The following is a 21140-nucleotide window of genomic DNA, read 5'->3' on the forward strand; positions in this document are numbered from 1 at the left end:
AAGCTGACCGCGATCAGTATTCCGCGTCGGTCTCGATCTTCGAGAAGATCTCTTCGTCGAGCAGGCGCTGGTAGGTTTCGCGGTCGGTGCCGTTTTCTTCCAGCAGCTTGGTCCATTTCTCGCGCAGGCGGCTGATTTCATCGGCGATCTCCTGCGGGTGGGCGATGCCCTTTTCCTCGCCCTTGGCGACGGCCTCGTCCTGGTACTCCTGCGCGAAGCTCGAGACGAACTCGGCGAATTCGGGATCGGCATGATAGAACTTGGTGCCGGTCTTGGTGTACTCGTCGATCACGTCTTCATCTTCCTTGAGGTAGTTGAAGATCGCGCCGGTCACCATTTCCGCGAGATTGCCGGTGACGGCCTTGCGCTGATCGGGGGTGAGCGAGTTCCACTTCTCGATGCGCATGTTCATGGTCGAGGCGCCGAAGAAGCCGCCGAGCGGATCGAGGATCACGAATTTCGCGGCTTCGCCGTAGGAGCGGGCCTTCTGGGCCGCGACCGAGTGCAGGGCGCAGTCGAGAATGCCGCGGTCGAGGGCCTCGTAGGCTTCGTCGGGGCTGACGTTGATCGGCGTGGCGCCGAGGGCGCGGGCCAGTTCGGCGTAGGCGGCGATGCCGCGGACGCGCTTGCCCTTGAAGTCGTCGATCGTCTTCAATTCTTCCCGGCAGTGGTAGACGTAAGGTGTGAGCGCGTAGGTCGCGAGCGGCCGGGTGTTGAAGTCGCGGTATTCCTGTTCGCAGTCGGGACAGTTGAAGAGCACCAGCTCGTTCAGGACGCCGGTCATGACGAGCGGCTTGTCGTTGAGCAGGCTGAATTCGCCGAGGTAGGTGTCGACCGGCATTTCGGAGGGCACGTAGGCGCCGACGAAATAGCCCGCATCGGCCAGCCCGTCACGCACGCCGCCGGGGATGTCACGGCCCGAGAGCAGCGAGCCGCCGACATGCATCTCGTAGTCGATGGTGCCGTTGGAGTCTTCCTTCACGTTTTCGAAGAACTCGGTCAGCACGGGGTTGGTGATATGCAGCGGGTTGAGATAGCTGGCATACACGATCTTCGTGTTTTCCTGGGCCCAGGCCGCGCCGGCGGTCAGCGCCACGGTCGCGGCAATCGCTAGTTGTCCAAGTTTCATTTTGGTCCTCCTCTGTTGTTCTCTGGGCGGCTCCTCTTCCGCCCGACGGGTTAGTTCCGGAATCCGGGGCCGCCGCGGGTCATCGCATGAGGCCGGGGATGAATAGCGAGATCTGGGGGAACAGGATCAGCAGCGAGAGCGTCACCAGGTCGGCCAGCAGGAACCACAGGACCCCGCGGAAGATCGTGGTGAGCGATATGGCGTTGCCGACCACCCCCTTGATGATGAAACAGTTCAATCCGACGGGCGGCGTGATCAGGCCGATCTCGAGATACTTGATCATGATGACGCCGAACCAGATGAGATCCATGTCGAGTGCGTGCAGGATCGGCACCATGATCGGGATGGTGAGCAGCATGATGCCCATCGAGTCGAGGAACATGCCGAGCATGATGTAGATGAGCGAGACGCCGACCATGAAGAGCAGCGGATCGACCGCCATCTGTTCGACCACGTCGGACAGGAAGGTGGGCAGGCCGCTGAAGGCCATGAAGCGCGCCAGAAGGAAGCCGCCCATGGCGATGAAGAGGATGGTCGAGGTGCCCTTGAGCGCGTCGAGCAGCGAGTTGACGATGACCTTAACGGTCAGGCGGCGCTGGGCTGCGGCGATCACGAAGGCCATCAGCGCCCCGCCGGCCGCGGATTCGGTGGCGGTGAAGACGCCCGAGTACATGCCGCCGATGACGGCGAGCACCAGAAGCGGCAGGGGCCAGACTTCGAGCAGGATGGCAAAGCGGGCGCGCCAGGTGACGGTTTCCTCGACCGGCGGGGCGAGCGAGGGCTTCAGTTTGCAGCGCAGGACGATGAGCGCCATGAACATGAAGGCCGACAGCAGGCCGGGCAGGATGCCCGCCAGCAGGGCCTGGCCGACCGAGACCTCGGCGAAGATGGCGTAGAGCACCATGAGGATGCTGGGCGGGATGAGCGAGCCCAGCGTGCCGGCGACCGCGACGGAGCCCGCTGCAAGGCCGGGTTCGTACTTGTAGCGCATCATTTCGGGGATCGCGATGCGGCCCATGGCGGCGGCGGTGGCGACGCTGGAGCCCGAGGCGGCGGCAAAGCCGGCGCTGGCCATGGTCGAGGCCACCGCAAGCCCGCCCGGCAGGCGGCTGAGCCAGAGGCGCGCGGCGGCGAAGAGGCTTTGGGTGAGCCCGCTGTTATAGGCGACGCTGCCCATCAGCAGGAACATCGGCACGGCCGAGAGCGACCAGTGGGCGATGAAATTGTAGGGCTGTTCGGTGAGCACCGCGAAGGCCGCCGTGGGCCCGCGGATGGCCGCGACGCCGGCAACCGAGACGCCCGCCAGCGCCAGCGCGATGGGGACCCGCAGGGCGAGCAGCAGCAGGAGCACGCCCAGGCCGATGGCGCCTATTGCAATCGAAGACATCAGTGGGCCGTCCCGTGTGCTGGAGTGTTCTGGTCGGGGTCGTTCTTGCCGAAGGCGACGGCGAATTCCTCGATGGCGCTCATGGCGTAGACGATGCTCATCAGTCCGGTGCCGGCCACCACGAGCCAGCGCGCCGGCCAGGTGAAGACGAGGATGACGCCGAGGACGAATTCGCCCAACTGGGTCATGGCCATCGCTTTCTCGATAGCGGCCATCGTGAAGTAGCCCATTGCCAGGGTGGCAAGCACGTAGACAATGCCGTCGATTGCCGCGTTCGTGCGGGGGCCGAGACCGGCGGTGAACAGTTCGATGATGACGTGCCCGCGGTGCAGCTGGATATAGGCCAGCGGCAGGAAGACCACCGAAACCATGTAATAGAAGGAGACGATTTCGAGCGTGCCGGGCACTGTCGAGCTGAACATCGTGCGCAGGGCCGCGTCGGCGCAGATCTGAAGCATCATCAGCACCATGGCAATGGCGGCGATGCCGATCTGTGCCTTGCACAGCAAGACTATTGCGCGGCGTATCGCCGTCATTGTGTCCTCCCTTGCGATAAGAACCTGGCGTTGCAGACTCACGTATCGCCGTTTCAACTTAGGAAATTGATCAATCTGAATGCAAGCAAATTATCTCATTTATATGCGTTCAATTGCGGAATTGTATCGCAAATTGGATCGACACATTCTGGGATTCAATCCTGTGTTGCATTTCGTTCCAGCCGGTCGGCCACGTTCGCCTCTGTCGCGAGTTGCCGGGCCTCGGCAGCGGGGGCGGTGGCGGAGGCGCGGACGAGGCGGCGAATCTGCTGCAGGCGGGCGGGCGGCAGGTCGGCGAGTTGGCGGGCCAGCGCCTCGGCCGCGTCCTCCGGCGTGTCGGAGAGTTGGGTGACGATGCCGAGATCGAAGGCGTCGGCCGCGGTCAGGGGCGTTTCGGTGCAGAGCACGTGGAACGCCCGGCGTTCGCCGATGACGGCCACGAGGGGCGGCACGACGAGGGCGGGCAGGACGCCCTTGCTGAGTTCGGGGAAGCCGAAGCGGGCGCCGGGGCCGGCGATGGCGAGGGTACCGGCGCAGACCATGCCGCAGCCGGCGCCGAGGGCCGGGCCGGTGACCACGGAAATGCTGGGGATCGCGAGGTCGGAGAGGGTCGCGAAGAGGCCGCCCATGCGGTCGGCATGGGCGCGGAATTCGGCCTCGGTGGTCATGGCACCGACCGCCTTGAGGTCGGCCCCGGCGGAGAAGGCGGGGCCCTGGCCGGAGATCGTCACGACGCGGGCGCGCGCTTCGGCCTCGCGCAGGGAGGCGACGATGGCGTCCATCAGCTCGGCGTTGAGGGCGTTGCGCTTGTCGGGCCGGTTGAGGGTCAGCCGGGCGATGCCGTCGGTGATGGCGAAGGTGACGAGGCTCATGACGGCGCCTTTTGGCGGCCGAGCGCGTGGCGGGCCGCTGTCCAGCCGCCGACGAGGCATTCGGTGAGGTTGCCGCCGCTCATGTAGACATGGCCGAAGATGCTGCCCAGCTCGCCCGCGGCGTAGAGGCCGGGGATCGGATCGCCGAAGGGGTCGACGACCTGCTGATGCACGTTGCGGCGGGGGCCGCCTTGGGTGTTGATGACGATGGGTTGGACTTCGCCCGCGTAGAAGGGCGGGGTGTCGATGGGGCGCATGGTGTCGGGCTGGCGGTTGAACGCGGTGTCGGTGCCGGTTTCGCAGGCGATGTTCCAGGCCGCGACGGTCTCGCGGAGCGTCTCGGGCGGGGTGCCGGTGAGGCGGGCCAGTTCTTCCAGCGTGTCGGCCTTCTGGAAGATGCCCATCTCGACTTCCGTCAGGTTGTCGGCGCTCCACTCGTGGCGGGGGTGGGGGTCGTTATGAACGACGCGGCCCATCGGGTACATCTTGCGGCCGTTTTCGTCGAAGATCATGAAGGCGGGTTTGCGCGGGAAACTCTGGGTGCCGAAGTCGAACACGTCGAAGGGGCGGGCGCCGGAATCGCCGGGGTAGGGCGGGTATTCGTCCATGAAGCGGTTTCCGGTGGAATCGACCACGATCCAGGCGAGCGGCGCGAGGGAGCGGGTGCTGGCGCGGGTTTGTGGTGTCTCGCTGCCTTCGAGGCCGAGATCGGCCAGCATGTCGAGGCGACCCGGCGTCCACATTGGGACCGCCTTGAGGAACAGGCCGAACGGGTAGTCGGGATCGGGGTGCTTGAGGCCGTAGGGCCCGTGGTAATGCCACATGTGCCAGAGGTCTGCGCCGACCGCTTGGGCCATGCGGATGCCGTCGCCGGTGTTGCCGAGGAAGGCGCCGGGGATGAGTGGGCCGCCCTGGAAGTATTGTGCCTGCATCTCGGGGGCGTGCTCGAAGCCGCCGCAGGTGAGGATGACGCCGCGGCGGGCGCGGATCCGGCGGGCGGTGCCGTCGATGGTGGCGGTGAGGCCGGTGACGGCGCCGTTTTCGCCGGTGACAAGGCGGTGGACGGGCGCGTTCGTCTCGATGCGGACGCCGGCGGATTGGGCGGCGTGCTCAAGGACGCGGAAGAGGCGGGTGCCGTTCTTGACGGGCGACATGGCGTGGTAGCTGTCGGCGCCGTCGATCTCGGGCAGGGCGGTCACCTCGGCATAGGCCAGCGCGTCGTAGCCGGGGTAGGGGTAGTTGCCGAGCGCGTCGATGACGCGCATCTCGGCGCCGCAGGTGTCGGCGAGGGTTTTCAGGTAGACGGGGGCCTTGGCCATGCCGGTGGCGAAGGCCTGCAGGATGTCGTCGGGGGTATTGCCGCCGCAGGTGGCGCGGAGGTAGTCGAGGGCCTTTTCGGGCTGGTGGCTCACGCGGATGCCGCCGGCGGAGGCGATGGAGAGGCCGCCGGGGAAGGGCATTTTCTCAAGCAGCAGGGTGTCGGCGCCGTTGGCGGCGGCCTCGTAGGCGGCGGTGGCGCCGGCGGCGCCGAAGCCCACGACGACGATGTCGGCCTCGTCTGTCCAGCCGCTCATGGGTCGATCCGCGAGACGAAGCCGGTGCGGCGGGTGGCGTGGGCGCTTTCCAGCGCCTCGATGATGGTGGCGCGGGTTTCGTCGGGGCGGATGATGTCGTCTATCAGGCCCTGCTCGGCGGCGATGTAGGCGGAGGCATCCTCTTCGGCCTGGGCGAGGAGCTCGCGGCGCTTGTCGTCGGGCGAGTCGGCCTCGCGGATTTGTTGGCCATAGGTCAGCTCGACCCCGGCGGCGGGGCCCATCACGTCGAATTGCGCGGTGGGCCAGGCGACGAGGCGGTCGGGGCCCATCGTCTTGCCACCGAGGGCGAGGTAGGCCAGCCCGATGGCCTTGCGGATCACGACGGTGACCTTTGGCACCTCGCTTGAGGCAACGCTGTTGAGGATGCGCGCGGCGAGAGAGACCATGCGTTTTTCCTCGATCTCGGGGCCGACGATGAAGCCGGGGCAATCGGTAAGGAAGACGAGCGGGATGTGGAAGGCGTTGCAGGTGTCGACGAACTTGCGCAGCTTGTGGGCCGCCTTGTCATCCATCGCGCCGGCCCAGTGCATCGGGTTGTTGGCGACGAGACCCACGGTATGGCCGTCGAACCGGGCGAAATGGGTGAGCAGGCCCTTGCCGTAGGCGGGGCGGAAGGGGAAGCTTTGGCCGCCGTCGACAATGAGCTCGATCAGGCGGTGCATGTCATAGGCGCGGCGGTGGTTGTCGGGGACCAGCGCGTTGAGGGCCTCGGCGCCGTCTTCGGTGTCGCAAAGGGCGGGCTCGGGCGCGAGGCGGGGTGGGAGGTGGTCGCAGTTGGAGGGGAAGTAGGAGAGGAACTTGCGGATCGAGAGCAGCACGTCGCGATCGTCTTCGCCGACGTAATCGGCCTGGCCGGTGACCTCTGACGACATCTGCCAGCCGCCGAGTTCGTCGGGGGTGACGGTCTTGCGGATGCCGACTCGGACGACGGCGGGGCCGGACATGCCCATGAAGCCGCTGTTCTTCGTCATCGGCACGAAGTCGGACTGGGCGGCGGTGAAGGAGGGGCCGCCGAAACAGGCGCCCATGATGGCGGCGACCTGCGGCACGCGGCCCGAGAGTTGCATGTGCTCGCGGAAGCGGTTGCCGATGGCCGCGGCGGCAGCGCCGTTGTTCTCCTGGAATCGTCCGGCGCCCGCTTCCATCAGGGCGATATAGGGGGCGGAGTGTTTGAGGGCGAGTTCGCGGAGGCGCGAGATCTTGGCCTCGGCGGTGCGGCCGCGGGTGCCGCCGACGACGGAGGCGTCTTCGGAGCAGACATAGACGAGCCGGCCGTCGATGGTGCCCTTGCCGGCGATCAGCCCGTCGGCGGGGGTGCGGTCGTGCAGGTCGGGGTGGGGGCTTCGGCCGAGGACGCCCAGCTCGGAGAAGGAGCCCGGGTCGAGCAGGATGTCGAGGCGCGTGCGCGCGTCGAGCTTGTTCTGCTTCGCGAGGCGCTCGAGCCGGTCGGGGCCGCCCATCCGGCGCCCGGCGGCGCGGCGCGCTTCGAGCTCTTCGAGTGTCTTCTTGTCCATTCAGTCCCTGTCCGTTTTCATTTTTGTTTCCGATTCACTATAACAATTGACCAGCATTGTGCCAATAACTATGGTTTCATTTAAGAAGAAAGAATGGAGTTGCACATGGCGCGTACTGAGATCACGGCGACGGTCACCGGATCGGTCTGGGAGGTTCCGGTCTCGGTCGGCGACACGGTCAACGCGGGCGATGAGGTCGTGATCGCGGAGGCCATGAAGATGGAGATCGCCATCGAGGCACCTGTGGCCGGCAAGGTGGTCGAACTGCGTGTCGCGAAGGACGACGAGATCGAGGAAGGGGCGGTGATCGCGGTCATCGAGAGCTGACGGCACGGGCGTGCGCGCCGCGCCTCAGGCGACGGCGCTCATGCCGCTATAGGCGCCATCGAAATAGAGCAGGGGCGAGGCGGCCTCGGGCAGGGAGGCCACCACGACGCGGCCGATGAAGATCGCGTGTGTGCCCGACATGATGACCTGGTCGACCTCACAGTCGAAGCTGACCAGCGAGCCCTCGATGGCCGGGGCGCCGGTGGCGAGCCGGGTCCAGTTGCACAGATCGAGGCGCCTGGTGCTTTCGACGTTCAGGAACTGGTTGGCGAGGTCCTGTTGCTTTTCGCTGAGGACGTTCACGCAGAACCGCTTGCTTTCCGCGATGGGCCCGCAGGCGGAGGCGGACTTGTTCACGCAGACCAGAAGGGTGGGCGGCTCGGCGCTGACCGAGCAGACGGCGGTGGCGAGCATGCCGTAGAGTTCGCCGTCGGATTCGGTCGAAATAACGTTCACGGCGGCCGCGAGGCGCCGCATGCCCATGCGGAATTCGTCTGGTCCGGCGGCGGTGAACGACGTGTGGCTCATGTTCATGCTTTCCCTCCCGAGGCGCCGATGACCCCGGTGTGTCCTGGCGGGGGCGTCGGCTCGATTACTGCGATACATTATGCATATATTGTTCTTGCCAGCAAGATAACAATGCGTAATGATTGTCATATCATTGAAAGACAATTCGCCGGCCCAGGCCGGCGATTCTTATGGGAGGAGGTGTCTTGCATGGATTTTGACCTGAACGAGCGGCAGGCCGAGCTGGTGCGCGCGGCGGAAGAGGTGGCCGAGCGCAAGCTGATCCCCATGCTGGATGCCGCGGACACGCCCGAAGGGGTCAATGGGCTGCGCCGGACGATGGCCGAGCAGGGGCTTCTGGGCCTGAACCTTCCCGAGGAATTGGGCGGGATGGGCGTGCCGCTTCTGGATACTCTGCTGGTGACGCGCGCGTTGCAGAAGGCGGCGCCGCTTCTGGGCGGGATCGCGCATCGTAGCTCGACCGGCGCCGTGGGGGCTGTGGCGGAATACGGCACGCAGGCGCAGAAGGAGGCCTTCGTCATCCCGTCCTGCAAGGGCGAGATCGGGATTTCCATCGGGATTACGGAGCCCGACGCCGGGTCGGCGGCGACCGCGATGAAGACCAGCGCGAAGGTCGAGGGCGACGAGGTGGTGCTGAACGGCTCGAAGCAGTTCGTGAGCTTCGTGAACAACAACCATTACACGCTGGTCTATTGCCGGTTCGGCACTACCGGGCGGCCGGGAGATATCGGCGCGGTGATCGTGCCGCATGACGCGCCGGGGTTCAGCCACTCGGAAGGCACGCTCAACATGGCCGACGAGCTGTTGTTCGAGCTGTATTTCGATGAGTGCCGGGTGCCGAAGGAGAACGTGCTGGTCGATGGCGGGGCGTTCGGCAAGCTGATCAGTGTCTACAATGCCGAGCGGCTTGGCTCGATCTCGCGCATGATCGGGTCGGCCGAAGCGGCTTACGAGATGGCGCTGGGCTATGCCAAGGAGCGCAAGCAGTTCAACCGTGAGCTGGCCGATTTCCAGGGGATCCAGTGGATGCTGGCCGACATGCGGGTGAAGCTGGATGCGGCGGCGCTGCTGACTTGGCGGGCGGCGGCGACGGCTGTGAAGACGGGGCTGCCTTCGCCCACCGAGACGTCGATTGCCAAGGTTTTTACCGCGAAGGCCGCCAAGGAGGTGTGCGACGACGCGATCCAGATCATGGGAGCGAACGGCTATACCAAGGAATACCCGCTGGTGCATCGCTATGCCGAGGTGCGGGGCGGGTCGATCTATGGCGGGACGATGCAGATTCACAAGAACATGATCGCCGGGGCCATCCTCGAGCGGTCGTCGAGCCAGTGGAAGCGCAGCTGAACCGGGAGGGCGGATACTCATGGAGATCGACAGAAGCCTGATCGGGACGTCGAGCGATACATGGATCGTGGAGGTGGAGCGCGGGGCGATCCGGCGGTTTGCCGAGGCGATCGGGGATGACAACCCGCTGTGGCGGGACGCGGAATTTGCGCGGTCGCAGGGTTATCCGGACGTGATCGCGCCGCCGAGCTTTCCGGTGAGTTTCGTGATGCCGGACATTCCGCCGTGGTGGGAAGGGCTTGATCGCAAGCGGTTCCTGGCGGGCGAGCACGGGTTTTCCTACACGCGGCCGATCACGGTCGGGGATGTGCTGAGCTGTCGGATGACATTGCTGGACGTGACGCGGAAGGAGGGCCGATCGGGCAGCATGGACCTGATGCTTCAGGAGGTGCGCGGCCTGGATGCGGAGGGGCGGGATGTTTTCGCCCATCGCAGGACGACCGTCTATCGCGGGCTCGACAGCAAGGTACGCGGATCGTGACGGCCGAGGCGGGAACGATCGGGGCGGCTGAGCTTGTGGCGCGGGGCATGGACTGGCCGCGGCGGGGCTGGGCGCTGCTGGATGTCCGCGATGCCGGGGAGTTCGAGCGCGGGCATGTGCCGGGGGCGACGTCGCTGCCGCGGCGGATGCTGGAGTTCCGGGCGCTCGAGGTGATGCCCGACGCCGGCTGGCCGGTGGTGGTGTATGACAGCGGCCGGCCGGGAGACCGCCGGGCCGCCTTGGCGGCAGACCGGCTGGGCGAGCTGGGCGTCGAGCGGGTGGAAATCCTGGCGGGCGGCGTGCTGGGCTGGAGCATGGAAGGCCGTGCGCTGGCGACCGGTGTCAATGTGCCCAGCAAGAGGTTCGGCGAAGAGGTTCTGGAGGGCGACGGCGTCAAGGTGGTGACGCCCGCGGAGCTGATGCGTGGCGGTGCGGGAGCGATCTGCGACGTGCGCACGGCACGGGAGTTCGCGGATCATCACCTGGAGGGGGCGGTGTCGCTGCCCGGGTTCGACCTGGCGGGGCATCTGCCGGGGCTGGCGCGGCAGAGTGACCGGATCATTCTGAATTGCGCCGGGCGGACGAGGTCGATCATCGCCGCGGCGACGGCGGGGGCCTTGGGCTATGCCTGCGCGGCGCTGGAAAACGGCACGATGGGCTGGCGGCTGGCCGGTGGAGAGGTGGAGAGCGGCGCGGGCGAGGAGATGCCCGGCGCGGCAAAGGCCGATGTGGTCGCGGTCGCGGCGCGGGCGCGGGAGCTGGCGCTGTCGCAGGGCGTGGTGCCCGTTGCGGCGGCCGATCTGGCAAGGCGTCGCGCGGAGGCCGGGCCCGAGCGGCCCTACGTGCTGGACGTGCGGGCGCTGGAGGCGTTCGAGGCAGGGCATGTGCCCGGGGCGATCTGTCTGCCCGGGGGGCAGGCGATCCAGCGGACGGATGACTTCCTTGCGGTGCCCGGCGCGCCGGTGGTGGTGACGGATGACGGCGATGCGCGGGCGTGGCTGGCGGCGTGGTGGCTGAAACGGATGGGCTTTGCGCAGGTCTTCGTGCTGGAGGGCGGTGTGCCGGCCTGGCGCGAAGCCGGGCAGGACATGGCCACGGGCCGGGGGCGGCAGAGGCCGGAGCTTGTGGATCGCGTGGTGGCCGAGGTGCCGAAGATTGGCGCGGGCGAGCTGAACGAGCGGCTGCGCCGCGACGACGTGCCGGTGACGATCGACGTGAGTTCCAGCCGCGCCTATGCGCGCGGGCACCTGCCCGGGGCGATCTGGATTTCGCGGGGGTGGCTGGAGCACGAGATCCGGCGGCATGCCTCGCCCGGGGACCTGGTGGTGGTGACGGCGCATGACCGGGTGCAGGCGATGCTGGGCGCGGAGGCGCTGTTGCGGACGGGATATCCGAAGGCGGTGGCGCTGGATGCCGACATGCGCGACTGGCGGGCGCTGGGCGGAGCGGTGGACACCGGGAACCTGCCGGCCCATGCGCTCGATATCGTCGAGCCGCCCTATGCCAAGGGGCTGGAGGGGATGCGCGCGTATCTCGAGTGGGAAATCGGCCTGACCGGAGGCGCGCCGGACGGGAAGAGCCCGTCGGCGGCTGCCGGCGGGTCGGCCGGGGCCTGACGAGATGCGGGCAGGGTCAGACCATCATCGGCGGGGCGTTCCGCTCGGCCATGAGGCCGGCGAGGATGTCGATGCCCTTTTCCACCATTTCGGGTTTTTGCCACGGGTTGACCGAGATGCGCACGGCGGGTGCCGCGCCCGGGCGGATCATGAAATTGTCGGCGGGCACGACCGAGACGCCGGCCCGGCGGGCGGCCTCGTAGAATTCCAGCGAGGTCCAGTGGTCGGGCAGGTGGAGCCAGATGAAGAAGGCGGCCGGGTGGCTGCTGTGGGGCACGCCGTGAAGCCGGCGGCTCATCATTTCGTGCCGGGCGGCGAGGGCCTCGAGGTTGCGCTGGGCGACGGTTTCGGCGGTGCCCTCGTTGATCAGGGCGGTGGCGACCTCGGCCATCAGCGGCGGGTTGGCGAGCGTCAGGGCGTGCAGGGTGGTGCCGAGCTGTTCGAAAAGCTGCGGCGGGCTGACGAGGTAGCCCACGCGCATGGCGGGGCTCACGCATTTCGACAGGCCGGTGACGTAGATTACGTTCGCGGGGGCGAAATGGGCCAGCGGCATGGGCCGGTCGCGCAGGCCGCCGATGGCGCCGTCATCCTCGATGGCGATGACGCCGTGGCGGGTGATGATCTCGGCGATCTCGCGGCGGCGGGATTCGGGCATCACCGCGCCGGTCGGATTGTGGCAGGTGGGCTGCATGTAGACGAGGCGCACGCCGGTTTCGGAAATGCGGCGGTCGAGGTCTTCGGGGATCACGCCCTGATCGTCGATCGCCACGCCCTGAAGGTTGCGCTCGAGCAGCGAGCCGAGGGCCTTGATGCCGGAATAGGCGAGGTCTTCGACGAGGACGGTTTCGCCGGCCTTGCTGAGCGCGGTGATGGCGAGCATCAGCGCCTGCTGGGTGCCGTTGGTGACCATGGTGAGTTCGGGCGCGGGTTTGAAGCCGGTGCGCGAGATCCAGGTGGCGCCGGCGGTGCGGTGCGGCAGGAAGCCGACGGCGGGCGCGTATTTCTGGAGCGGCATCAGGCTGGAGCGATGGCCGACATTGATCATGGCATTGGAGATCGAATCGACGAGCCCCGGGACCGAGAGGCTGAAGCAGGCGAAGTCGATGGTGCCCGGCTGGCGCTCGGGCAGGGGGCTGAGCATGCCCTCTTCCATCGCGGCTTCGCGTACGAAGGTGCCCCGGCCGACCTGGCTGCTGAGAAGCTGTCGTTCGCGGACGATGTTGTAGGCGCGGCCGACGGTGCCGACGGTGACCTTCAGTTCTCGGGCGAGGTCGCGCTGGGGCGGAAGCTGGGCGCCGGGCTGCAGTTCGCCGCTTTCGATGGCTTGAGAAATGGCGCTGGCCAGCGCAAGGTAGCGCGGCCCTTCGCTGTCGGCGATTTCAGGTACCCACATGGTCGGCTTCCTTCGGTTTGTTCCTTACGTACTGCCGGGATTGCACCGGTAATTGTCTCGATCATAGACGATACACTTGCGGCGAATAAAGCCACAATCGTTCGAATGTGTCGAAATTTCCGGGCAATGGTCGCCAGTCCACAGCGACAAGTCGGCCCAAAGTCAAGATTGAGCAGGGAGAGCTTGACCCATGGATAATCCGTTCCTCGGCAAAACTTACGCGGAGAGCCTCGCGCTGGTGGCTGCGACCTACCCGGAGAACGATGCGCTGGTGTTCCGCGACAGGCGCTACAGTTTCGCCGACCTCAAGGCGGAGGCCGACAGCGTGTCGGCGCGGCTGGCCGATCTGGGCCTGGTGCGCGGGGACAAGGTTGCGATCCTGATGCCGAACCGGCCGGAGTTCCTGTTCATGTGGCTGGGGGCCGCGCAGATGGGCATGACGGCGGTGATGATCAACACGCGGTTGAGGCCCGACGAGATCGCCTATCAACTGGCGCAGTCGGAGAGCGACGCGGTGTTCATCCCCGGGCAGGGGGCGTTCCGCGATTTCGTGGGCGAGCTGGCGGAGCTGGCGCCGGCGGTGCGGGATGGCAGGCCCGGCGAAGTCGGTTCGGAGAAGCTGCCGAAGCTGCGTTGGGTGATCGTGGCCGATACCCCGCCTGAGGGCTATTCCGGGCTCACCGACTGGTCGGGACCGGCGCCGGAGGGGCTGCCCGTGCCGCCGCTTGAAAGGGACATGAACCAGCCTGGCATCATTGCCTACAGCTCGGGGACAACGGCGCTGCCGAAGGGGGCGATGATCGGGCATCATGTGTGGCGCAAGGGCTGGGATATCGGCATCCGGGTGGAATTCGACGAGAGCGATTGTCTTTACATGTCGATCCCGCTTTTCGGCTCGATGGCGACGATGAACGGCGTGCTGCCGTTCTGGACGCGGGGCGCCAAGGTGGTGCTCGGCGAGCAGTTCGATGCGGCCGTGTGCCTGGCGGCGGTGGAGACGGAGCGGGTGACGGCCATTCACCTGCTGCCGCCCATCGTGTCGCAGCTGGCGGAACATCCGGACCTTGGGCGGCGCGATACAGCATCGCTGCGGATCGGGTTCGTGCTGTCGATTGCGCCGGAGGTGCTGGACAAGGTGGCGGACGTGCTGAAGATCCCCGGTGTGATGACCGGCTATGGCATGACCGAGACGACCACGGTGCTGACCCGCAACCGGTGGGACGACCCGCGCGAGGTGCGTCATGCGACGCAGGGCTTCGCGCTGCCCGATATCGAGTTGATGATCGTCGATCCGCAGACGCTGAAGGAGGTGCCGGCGGGCCAGCAGGGCGAGATCTGGTCGCGCGGTTATTGCAACATGCTGGGGTACTACAACAAGCCGGAGGAGACGGCGCGGGTGCTGCGCGAGGATGGCTGGTTTCGCACAGGCGATACCGGCTGGCTGGACGAGACCGGGCGGCTGACCTACACCGGCCGGCTTGGCGATGCCTACAAGTCGCGCGGGTTCAACGTGGCGCCGCAGGAGATCGAGCATGTCATCGCCCAGATCGAGGGTGTGCGGCAATGCGCGGTGGTCGGCATTCCGGCGGGCAACGACGACAACGTGGGCGTGGCCTATATCGTGCCGGAAGAGGGCGCGCGGCTGGAGGGCGCGGAGATCCTGCGGGTGCTGAAGCCGAAGCTGGCCAGCTACAAGATGCCGGGCGAGGCGTTCATCGTGGAGGACCTGCCGATGACGTCGGGCACCGGCAAGGTGCAGAAGTTCAAGCTGCGCGAGGATGCGATGGCGCGGATGAAGCTGACGGCCGGGTAGGGCCGCTCAGGTCTTGCGGTCGAGGAAGTCGAGGATCGCCGTGGCGATGCGCTCGGCGCCCTGCGGGTCGAGATGGACATGGTGATCGCCGGGGATGTCGATGGCCTCGTAATCGGCGACCAGGTTGGTGGCGAGGCGGCGGGCCTCGGCGGGCCAGGTGGTGTAGGTCGGCAGACCGCCTTCCGCCCAGATGTTCAGGACCGGCATGGTGAGGGCACGGAGCACGGCCTCGACCTGTGGCCGGGTGAGTTTCATGGCGGAGCTGGCGAAGAGGCGGGCATCGGCGCGGGTGTGGAAGCCATCGGAGGTTTCCGCGACAGCGCGGTCGACGAGCGCTTCGGCGGTCTGGCGGCTGTTGCGGCGTTCGCTGCGGCGGGTGACGTAGTCGTCCTTTGACGTGAAGGTGCGGCGGCGCCTTTGGCTTTGGCGGCGGGTTTCCTCGATGAAGGCGCGGAGCGTGTCGACGACGGCATCGTCGGCGACCGGGTCGGGGACGAGCGCGTCGAGGGCGATGACGGCATTGATACGGTCGGGCTGGGCGGCGGCAAAAAGCGAGTTGATGTTGGCGCCGCGGGAATGGCCCAGCAGGGTGACGGTCTGCCACCCGAGCGTATCAAGCAGGGCCGCCATTTGCGGCAGGTCATCCCAGAGGTTGTAGGTCGCGTCAGGGGAGCGGTGGGCGCTGTGGCCCTGTCCGCTGAGGTCGATGGCGACGACGCGGCATCCGGTCAGGCGGGGGCCGAGTTCGCGAAAGCTGTCGGCGTGATCCATCCAGCCGTGGGTTGCCAGAACGGGACGGCCGTCTTCCGGGCCCCAGGCGAGGCCAGCGTATTGCAGGCCATCGAGCGTCCAGCGGCAGTCTTCGGGTTGGGATTTGTTGGAATCTTGCATTGCGCTGCGCCTCGGTGGTCCGGCTTCGGGCGGAGAATGGCCGACGCGCGCGCGGGTTACAATGCCGGGGAACCGGTTTCGGTTCCGTGGCGTTGAGCCACATGAGTTCAAGACAGCGTGACCGGGGACGCCGAAGGATGCTGGATCTCGTCGGCCGTGGGGTCGCGGGTGCGCTGCCGCTGTTTTTGCTGGTGTCTTGCGGGAAGGAGCAATCGGCTCTGGATGCCGCGGGGCGCGATGCTGAAGCGATCCGCAACATCTTCTGGGTGACGCTGGTAGGCGCCTGCATCCTTTGGGTGCTGGTGAACGGGGCGTTTTACACCCTGACACGTCTGCGCACCCGCCCGATGGGAGACGGGTTCGTGCGGCCGCTCCTGATCGGGGGCGGCATTGTCGCGCCGTCGGTACTGCTGATCGGGCTGCTGGTCTGGGCGCTGAACATCCTGCCGGACCAGCGGGCGCCGGGGGACGGGTTGCAGGTGCGGGTGACCGGCGAGCAATGGTGGTGGCGGGTGGAGTACTGGCCCGAGGGGGCGGAGGAGCCGGTCGTCACGGCGAACGAGATCCGGTTGCCGGCGGGCCAGCGGACGGAGTTCGTGCTGGCGGCGGACCGGGTCATTCATTCGTTCTGGATCCCGTCGCTGGGGGGCAAGATGGACATGTTCCCGGGGCGCGAGACGCGGGTGAGCCTGCATCCGGAAAGGCCGGGGCGGTATCGCGGGCAATGCGCCGAGTTTTGCGGGGTGAGCCATGCGTGGATGGCCTTTGCAGCGGTCGTGATGCCGGAAGACGAGTTCGACGCGTGGCTGGAACGCGAGGCGGGGGATGCCGTGGCGCCGGAGAGTGCCGAGGCGATGCGTGGCCAGGCGTTGTTCCGGTCGGAAGGCTGTGGCGCCTGCCACGCAGTGCGGGGCACGGAGGCGGTCGGGCAGGTGGGGCCGGACCTGACGCATGTGGGCAGCCGCGAGACGCTGGGCGCCGGGCGGCTGGGCACGACGCTTGCGGAGTTCGAGCGGTGGATCGCGCATACCGGAGAGCTGAAGCCGGAGGTGCGGATGCCGACCTATGACCATCTGGACGACGGACAGATCGCCGATATGGCGGCTTATCTGAAGGGGCTGAAATGACGGATCACCGCCAGGACCGATCGGCATTGCCGAAACCCTCGGGCCCCTATCCGCCGACCGAGGAGATGCTGGCCGAGCCGGTGCCGGAGGAGGTGCGGCAGGCCCAGGCCGAGCGGCTGCGGAAGGTGTGGGCGACGCCGAAGGGCATCCGTTACTGGACGGCGGTGAACAACAGCGAGGTGGGCAAGTGGTATTGCCTGACCGCGCTGGTCTTCATGCTGCTGGCGGGGGTCATGGCGCTTCTGATCCGGGCGCAGCTGGCCTTTCCCGAGAGCGAGCTGATCTCGGCGGACCGGTTCAACCAGCTGTTCACGATGCACGGCTCGGCGATGATGTTTCTGTTCGCTGTGCCGATGTTCGAGGCGATTTCGATTCTGCTTTTGCCGGGGATGCTGGGGGCAAGGGACATGCCGTTTCCGCGGCTGTCGGCGTTTGGCTATTGGTGTTTCCTGATCGGCGGGGTGTTCGTGATCGGGTCGATCTTCTTCGATGCGGCGCCGAGGGCGGGGTGGTTCATGTACCCGCCGCTGGCGACCGAGGACGAGGGACCGGGGAGCGATATCTGGCTGTTAGGCTTGAGTTTCATCGAGGTGGCGTCGATCGCGGCGGCGGTGGAGCTGATCGTGGGGACGCTGAAATGCCGCCCGCCGGGGATGCGGGTGAATATCATGCCGCTATACGCGTGGTACGTGATGGTGGTGGGGGGCATGATCCTGTTCGCCTTTCCGCCGCTTATCGCGGGGGATTTCCTGTTCGAGCTGGAGCGGAGTTTCGACTGGCCCTTCTTCGACCCCGAGCGGGGCGGCGACCCGATGCTGTGGCAGCACCTGTTCTGGATCTTCGGGCATCCGGAGGTCTACATCATCTTCCTGCCGTCGATCGCCATTGCCGCGATGATCATCCCGACCGTCGCGCGGCGGCCGATCGTGGGCTATTCGTGGATCGTGCTGTCGGCGGTGGGCACCGGGTTTCTGAGCTTCGGGCTCTGGGTGCATCACATGTTCACCACCGGCTTGCCGTCGATCTCGCTTGGGTTCTTCTCGGCGGCGTCCGAGGCGGTGGTGATCCCGACAGGGGTGCAGATTTTCGCATTCCTTGCGACGCTCATGGTGGGGCGGGTGAAGATGACGCTGCCGATGCTGTGGATCGCAGGCGCCCTGGCGATCTTCACCATGGGCGGGCTGACGGGCGTGATGCTGGCTCTGGCGCCGTTCGATTTTCAGGCGCATGACACGTATTTCGTGGTGGCGCACCTGCATTACACGCTGTTCGGGGGCATGGTCTTTCCGGTGATCGCGGGGGTCTATTACTTCTTCCCGTTCATCCAGAAGAAGCAGTTGTCCGAGCGGCTGGGGCGCTGGGCGTTCTGGCTGATCTTCTGCGGCTTCAACCTGACCTTCCTGCCGATGCACCTGACGGGGCTGTGGGGGATGCCGCGGCGGATTTACACCTATCCCACGGGGCTTGGCTGGGACGGGCTGAACCTGATCTCGACGGTGGGGGCGTTCATCATTGCCACCGGTTTCGCGGTGTTCGTGTGGGATTTGGTGCGGCCCAAGCGCCGCCAGCCGCAGATCGAGCGGAACCCGTGGGAGGCGGGCACGCTGGAATGGACCCATGATGTGCCCGAGGAGGCGTGGGGGATCCGGTCGATCCCGCATGTGACGAGCCGGTATCCGCTGTGGGATCAGCCGGAGATGCAGGCGCGGATCGATGCGGGGCGGTATTACCTGCCCGATGCGGTCGAGGGGCGGCGGGAGACGCTGGTGACCTCGGTGATCGATGCCGAGCCCATACAGGTGCAGCGGGTGACGGGGCCGGCGTGGATTACCCAAGCCGCGGCGGGGTTCACCGGGGGGGCGTTCATCTTTCCGACGTTTCACTGGTATCCGCCGGCGATCGTCTGTGCAGTGCTGGCGGTGTGCTGCATCATCTACTGGCTCTGGACCTCTACCGCGCGGGTGCCGGAGGCGCCGAGCAAGGATGCGGGGCTGGGGCTGACCCTGCCGACCTATGCGTCGGGGCATGCCTCGGTTGGCTGGTGGGCGATGTGGATCACCATGCTGGGGGATGCGACGGCGTTCGCCTCGCTGGTCTTCGGGTTCTTCTTCTACTGGACCTCGCAGGCGGATTTCCCGCCGGAGGGAGCGATGCATGCCGAGGCGGGGCTGGTGGGGCTGGCTGGGGTCGGTTTGGCGCTGTCATGGGCGCTGACCCTAGGGGCGCGAGAGTTGAACCGGCGCTGGGCGGTCGGGGCGGCGAGGGCGTGTCTGGCCGTAGCGCCGTTTCTTGCGGCCGGCGGTGTCGCGGCGTTACTGCTGTCGGTGTGGGAGTTGGCGCCGGAGACGCATGTCTATCCGGCGGTGCTTTGGGCGCTGGCGATCTGGATCACGGTGCATGCCGGGGCCGGGGTGATCATGCAGCTTTACTGTCTGGCCGGGTCGCTCTTCGGGAAGCTGACGCCGGTTTATGACGCCGATATCTGGAACGTCTCGCTTTACTGGCATTTCCAGGTGCTGGCGGCGCTGGTGACCTGTGCGGTGATGGGCCTTGCCCCGGGGGTGCTATGAGCGAACGGAAGGAGCAGTTGGAGGAATTTGCCGAGGAGCGGGCGAGCCTGTTGAAGATCACGACGGGGCCGCTGATCTGGGCCATTCATTTCGTGATCTGCTACGGGCTGGTGGCGGTGAACTGTGCGAAGGGTTGGGATATCGGCATGGCGCGGACCGGGCTGCTGGTGTTCAGCGTCGGGGCGTTGGTGGCGATCGTCTGGGTGGGCTGGGGTAGCTGGCGGCAGTGGAATCTGCATGAAACGGGGGATTACTTCAACAGCTGGGGGCGGGCCGAGGACCGGCACCATTTCCTGGGGCATGCGGCGTTTCTGCTGGCGATCATTTCGTTTCTCGGCGTGGTGTTCGTGTCGTTGCCGCTGGTGATGCTGGGGGGGTGCTCATGACCGCGCGGTTCTTGGTACCCGGGTTGGTTTTGCTGGCGGCGGTGTGGGTGTTGCCGCTTGAGGCGGGGATGCCGGTTTTCGCGGCGCATATGCTGCGGCACATGGTGCTGGTGGCGGTGGCGGCACCGCTGGTCGTGCTGGGGCTGCCTAGGCTGACGGAGCGGCTGGCGGTGCCGCCGCTGGCGGCGGCCGCGGCGGAGTTCGTGGTGGTCTGGGCGTGGCACCTGCCGGTGGCGCACGGGCTGGGGCGGACGGTAGCGCTGGGCTTCGTGGCGGAGCAGGCGAGCTTCCTGATCGTCGGGTTGCTGGTCTGGGCCGGGTGCTTGCGGCGGGACAGGCCGCTCGCCGGGGCCGGGGGGCTTTTGCTGACCTCTATGCACATGACGCTTCTGGGAGCGCTGATCGTGCTGGCGCCGCGGGATCTTTATGCCGAGATCTGCGGGACCGCGCCGGATCTTTCGGGCCAGCAGGTCGGCGGGATGCTGATGCTGGGGATCGGGACGCCGGTCTACCTGATCGCGGGGCTGATGCTGACTGGGATGTCGTTGAGAGAGCGGGGGGCGGCATGAGGGCGGTGTTGCTGACGCTGGCCGCGCTGGCGGCGCTGGGCCTGACCGGGGCGGTGGCCGTGGTGTGGTTTGGGCTTTACAACGTGTCGGCCGTGACCGGGCACCTGCCGGGGGTGAGCTGGGTGTTGCATACGACGTTTCGGAACTCGGTCTGGCTGCGGGCGCCGTCGGAGGAGACGGTGCCGGAGCTGGACGATAAGGACCTGATCGCGCTGGGGGCGGGGCATTACGCGACGGCCTGCGTGCCGTGCCACGGCATGCCCGGAGAGCCGGCGAGCGCGACGATGCAGGCGATGGTGCCGGCGCCGCCGCATATCGACGAGGCGGTGGCGCATTGGGAGCCGAACGAGCTGTTCTGGATCGTCGAGAACGGGGTGAAGATGACCGGGATGCCGGCCTGGCCCGTGGGTGGCCGGGATGATGAGGTTTGGGCGGTGGTGGCCTACCTCGTGTCGGTGCAGGAGGAGGCGGCGCCGGAGCTGGCGGGGGAGGATGAGCCGGAGGAGTATTGTGCGAGTTGTCACGGGCGTGTCGGCGGGCAGGTGCCACGGCTCGATATTCTGCAGGCGGAGTACCTGGAAGAGCAGTTGCAGGCCTACCTTTCGGGCAAGCGGCCGAGCGGGATCATGGCGCAGGCGGTGACCTCGGTGCCCGAGGCGCGGCTGGCGGAACTGGCGCGGCATTTCGCGGAGACGGCGGACGAGGCGGGTGACGAGGATGTGGCCGACGCGGAACTGGCGTCGAAGGGCGAGGCGCTGGCGAGAGAGGGGACGCGGGACGTGCCGACCTGTCTGGCGTGCCACGGCGAGCGGGAGGACGGACAGCGGAAAGGGCCGGTGCTGGATGGGCAGCGGCGGGGGTTCATGGAGGTGCAGTTGACGCTGTGGCGGGACGGAGTTCTGGAGCATGACCCGCTGATGCGGGCCGCGACGCGGGATCTGAGCGATGCGGAGATCGCGGCGCTGGCCGCCTATTTCGCGGGCCGGTGAGACCCCGCGGCGCGGAAACTTTCAAAGGAGATGTGCGTTTTGCCGATGTGGCCTGTCGCCGGGGCAGCCC

19 protein-coding genes are annotated in these 21140 nt (G+C 66.9%); 10 read left to right on the plus strand and 9 right to left on the minus strand.

Features of this window, described 5'->3' with window-relative positions; translation table 11 throughout:
• Positions 1-13 precede the first annotated feature (13 nt).
• The 6 genes from RIdsm_RS09260 to RIdsm_RS09285 all read right to left on the minus strand — a co-directional run bounded on the left by RIdsm_RS09260 (position 14) and on the right by RIdsm_RS09285 (position 7033).
• Complete coding sequence (locus tag RIdsm_RS09260) at positions 14-1129, minus strand: C4-dicarboxylate TRAP transporter substrate-binding protein (protein WP_057813820.1); 1116 nt, start codon at positions 1127-1129, stop codon at positions 14-16.
• A gap of 79 nt (positions 1130-1208) precedes the next feature.
• Positions 1209-2516 carry a TRAP transporter large permease gene (locus tag RIdsm_RS09265; RefSeq protein WP_057813818.1) on the minus strand — a complete coding sequence of 436 codons (1308 nt, stop codon included), beginning with the start codon at positions 2514-2516 and terminating at the stop codon, positions 1209-1211.
• Positions 2516-3052: a TRAP transporter small permease subunit gene (locus RIdsm_RS09270; protein WP_082647277.1), complete on the minus strand. Its 537-nt coding sequence runs from the start codon at positions 3050-3052 to the stop codon at positions 2516-2518. The genes RIdsm_RS09265 and RIdsm_RS09270 overlap by 1 nt, the downstream gene beginning before the upstream one ends.
• Before the next feature lie 155 nt (positions 3053-3207).
• Complete coding sequence (locus tag RIdsm_RS09275) at positions 3208-3924, minus strand: enoyl-CoA hydratase/isomerase family protein (RefSeq protein WP_057813815.1); 717 nt, start codon at positions 3922-3924, stop codon at positions 3208-3210.
• Positions 3921-5498, minus strand: coding sequence for an FAD-dependent oxidoreductase (locus RIdsm_RS09280; RefSeq protein ID WP_057813814.1), 1578 nt, complete (start codon positions 5496-5498; stop codon positions 3921-3923). The genes RIdsm_RS09275 and RIdsm_RS09280 overlap by 4 nt, the downstream gene beginning before the upstream one ends.
• A complete protein-coding gene (locus RIdsm_RS09285; RefSeq protein WP_057813812.1) occupies positions 5495-7033 on the minus strand; it encodes an acyl-CoA carboxylase subunit beta in 1539 nt (512 codons plus the stop codon). Before RIdsm_RS09285 ends, RIdsm_RS09280 begins: the two co-directional genes overlap by 4 nt.
• Positions 7034-7138: 105 nt before the next feature.
• Between RIdsm_RS09285 and RIdsm_RS09290 the strand changes: the two genes are divergently transcribed.
• Positions 7139-7360 carry a biotin/lipoyl-containing protein gene (locus RIdsm_RS09290; RefSeq protein ID WP_057814354.1) on the plus strand — a complete coding sequence of 74 codons (222 nt, stop codon included), beginning with the start codon at positions 7139-7141 and terminating at the stop codon, positions 7358-7360.
• A 24-nt stretch (positions 7361-7384) separates the two neighbouring features.
• Here RIdsm_RS09290 and RIdsm_RS09295 read toward each other — a convergent pair whose 3' ends face one another.
• Entirely contained in the window at positions 7385-7894 is a 510-nt protein-coding gene (locus RIdsm_RS09295) for a flavin reductase family protein (protein ID WP_057813810.1), read from the minus strand.
• A gap of 183 nt (positions 7895-8077) precedes the next feature.
• Here RIdsm_RS09295 and RIdsm_RS09300 point away from each other — a divergent pair, with 183 nt between their 5' ends.
• The 3 genes from RIdsm_RS09300 to RIdsm_RS09310 are packed head-to-tail and all read left to right on the plus strand — an operon-like array spanning position 8078 to position 11332.
• On the plus strand, positions 8078-9235 hold the full coding sequence (locus tag RIdsm_RS09300) for an acyl-CoA dehydrogenase family protein (RefSeq protein WP_057813808.1): 1158 nt from the start codon (positions 8078-8080) through the stop codon (positions 9233-9235).
• Between the two features lie 19 nt (positions 9236-9254).
• Entirely contained in the window at positions 9255-9716 is a 462-nt protein-coding gene (locus tag RIdsm_RS09305) for an FAS1-like dehydratase domain-containing protein (protein WP_057813807.1), read from the plus strand.
• Positions 9713-11332, plus strand: a complete 1620-nt coding sequence (locus RIdsm_RS09310; protein WP_057813805.1) for a rhodanese-like domain-containing protein — start codon at positions 9713-9715, stop codon at positions 11330-11332. Before RIdsm_RS09305 ends, RIdsm_RS09310 begins: the two co-directional genes overlap by 4 nt.
• A 16-nt stretch (positions 11333-11348) precedes the next feature.
• Here the strand turns inward: RIdsm_RS09310 and RIdsm_RS09315 are convergent, their stop codons facing one another.
• Complete coding sequence (locus tag RIdsm_RS09315) at positions 11349-12725, minus strand: aminotransferase-like domain-containing protein (protein WP_057813803.1); 1377 nt, start codon at positions 12723-12725, stop codon at positions 11349-11351.
• Positions 12726-12915: 190 nt separating this feature from the next.
• Between RIdsm_RS09315 and RIdsm_RS09320 the strand changes: the two genes are divergently transcribed.
• Positions 12916-14538: a class I adenylate-forming enzyme family protein gene (locus RIdsm_RS09320; RefSeq protein ID WP_057813802.1), complete on the plus strand. Its 1623-nt coding sequence runs from the start codon at positions 12916-12918 to the stop codon at positions 14536-14538.
• 6 nt (positions 14539-14544) lie between these two features.
• On the opposite strand, the gene RIdsm_RS09325 is transcribed toward RIdsm_RS09320, so the two are convergent.
• Entirely contained in the window at positions 14545-15429 is an 885-nt protein-coding gene (locus RIdsm_RS09325; RefSeq protein ID WP_057813799.1) for an alpha/beta fold hydrolase, read from the minus strand.
• A gap of 137 nt (positions 15430-15566) precedes the next feature.
• Here RIdsm_RS09325 and coxB point away from each other — a divergent pair, with 137 nt between their 5' ends.
• Genes coxB through RIdsm_RS09350 form a run of 5 tightly spaced genes read left to right on the plus strand, consistent with a single transcriptional unit; the run spans position 15567 to position 21070 of the window.
• A complete protein-coding gene (gene coxB / locus RIdsm_RS09330) occupies positions 15567-16556 on the plus strand; it encodes a cytochrome c oxidase subunit II (protein ID WP_057813797.1) in 990 nt (329 codons plus the stop codon).
• On the plus strand, positions 16553-19126 hold the full coding sequence (gene ctaD / locus RIdsm_RS09335; protein WP_057813795.1) for a cytochrome c oxidase subunit I: 2574 nt from the start codon (positions 16553-16555) through the stop codon (positions 19124-19126). Before coxB ends, ctaD begins: the two co-directional genes overlap by 4 nt.
• Positions 19123-19512 (plus strand): hypothetical protein, encoded by a 390-nt coding sequence (locus RIdsm_RS09340; RefSeq protein ID WP_057813793.1) that lies wholly within the window; start codon positions 19123-19125, stop codon positions 19510-19512. Before ctaD ends, RIdsm_RS09340 begins: the two co-directional genes overlap by 4 nt.
• Positions 19509-20081, plus strand: coding sequence for a cytochrome c oxidase assembly protein (locus RIdsm_RS09345; protein ID WP_057813790.1), 573 nt, complete (start codon positions 19509-19511; stop codon positions 20079-20081). The genes RIdsm_RS09340 and RIdsm_RS09345 overlap by 4 nt, the downstream gene beginning before the upstream one ends.
• A complete protein-coding gene (locus RIdsm_RS09350; RefSeq protein WP_057813788.1) occupies positions 20078-21070 on the plus strand; it encodes a c-type cytochrome in 993 nt (330 codons plus the stop codon). The genes RIdsm_RS09345 and RIdsm_RS09350 overlap by 4 nt, the downstream gene beginning before the upstream one ends.
• Positions 21071-21140: the final 70 nt, after the last annotated feature.

It is taken from the genome of Roseovarius indicus (assembly GCF_008728195.1).
Taxonomy (GTDB): Bacteria; Pseudomonadota; Alphaproteobacteria; order Rhodobacterales; family Rhodobacteraceae; genus Roseovarius; species Roseovarius indicus.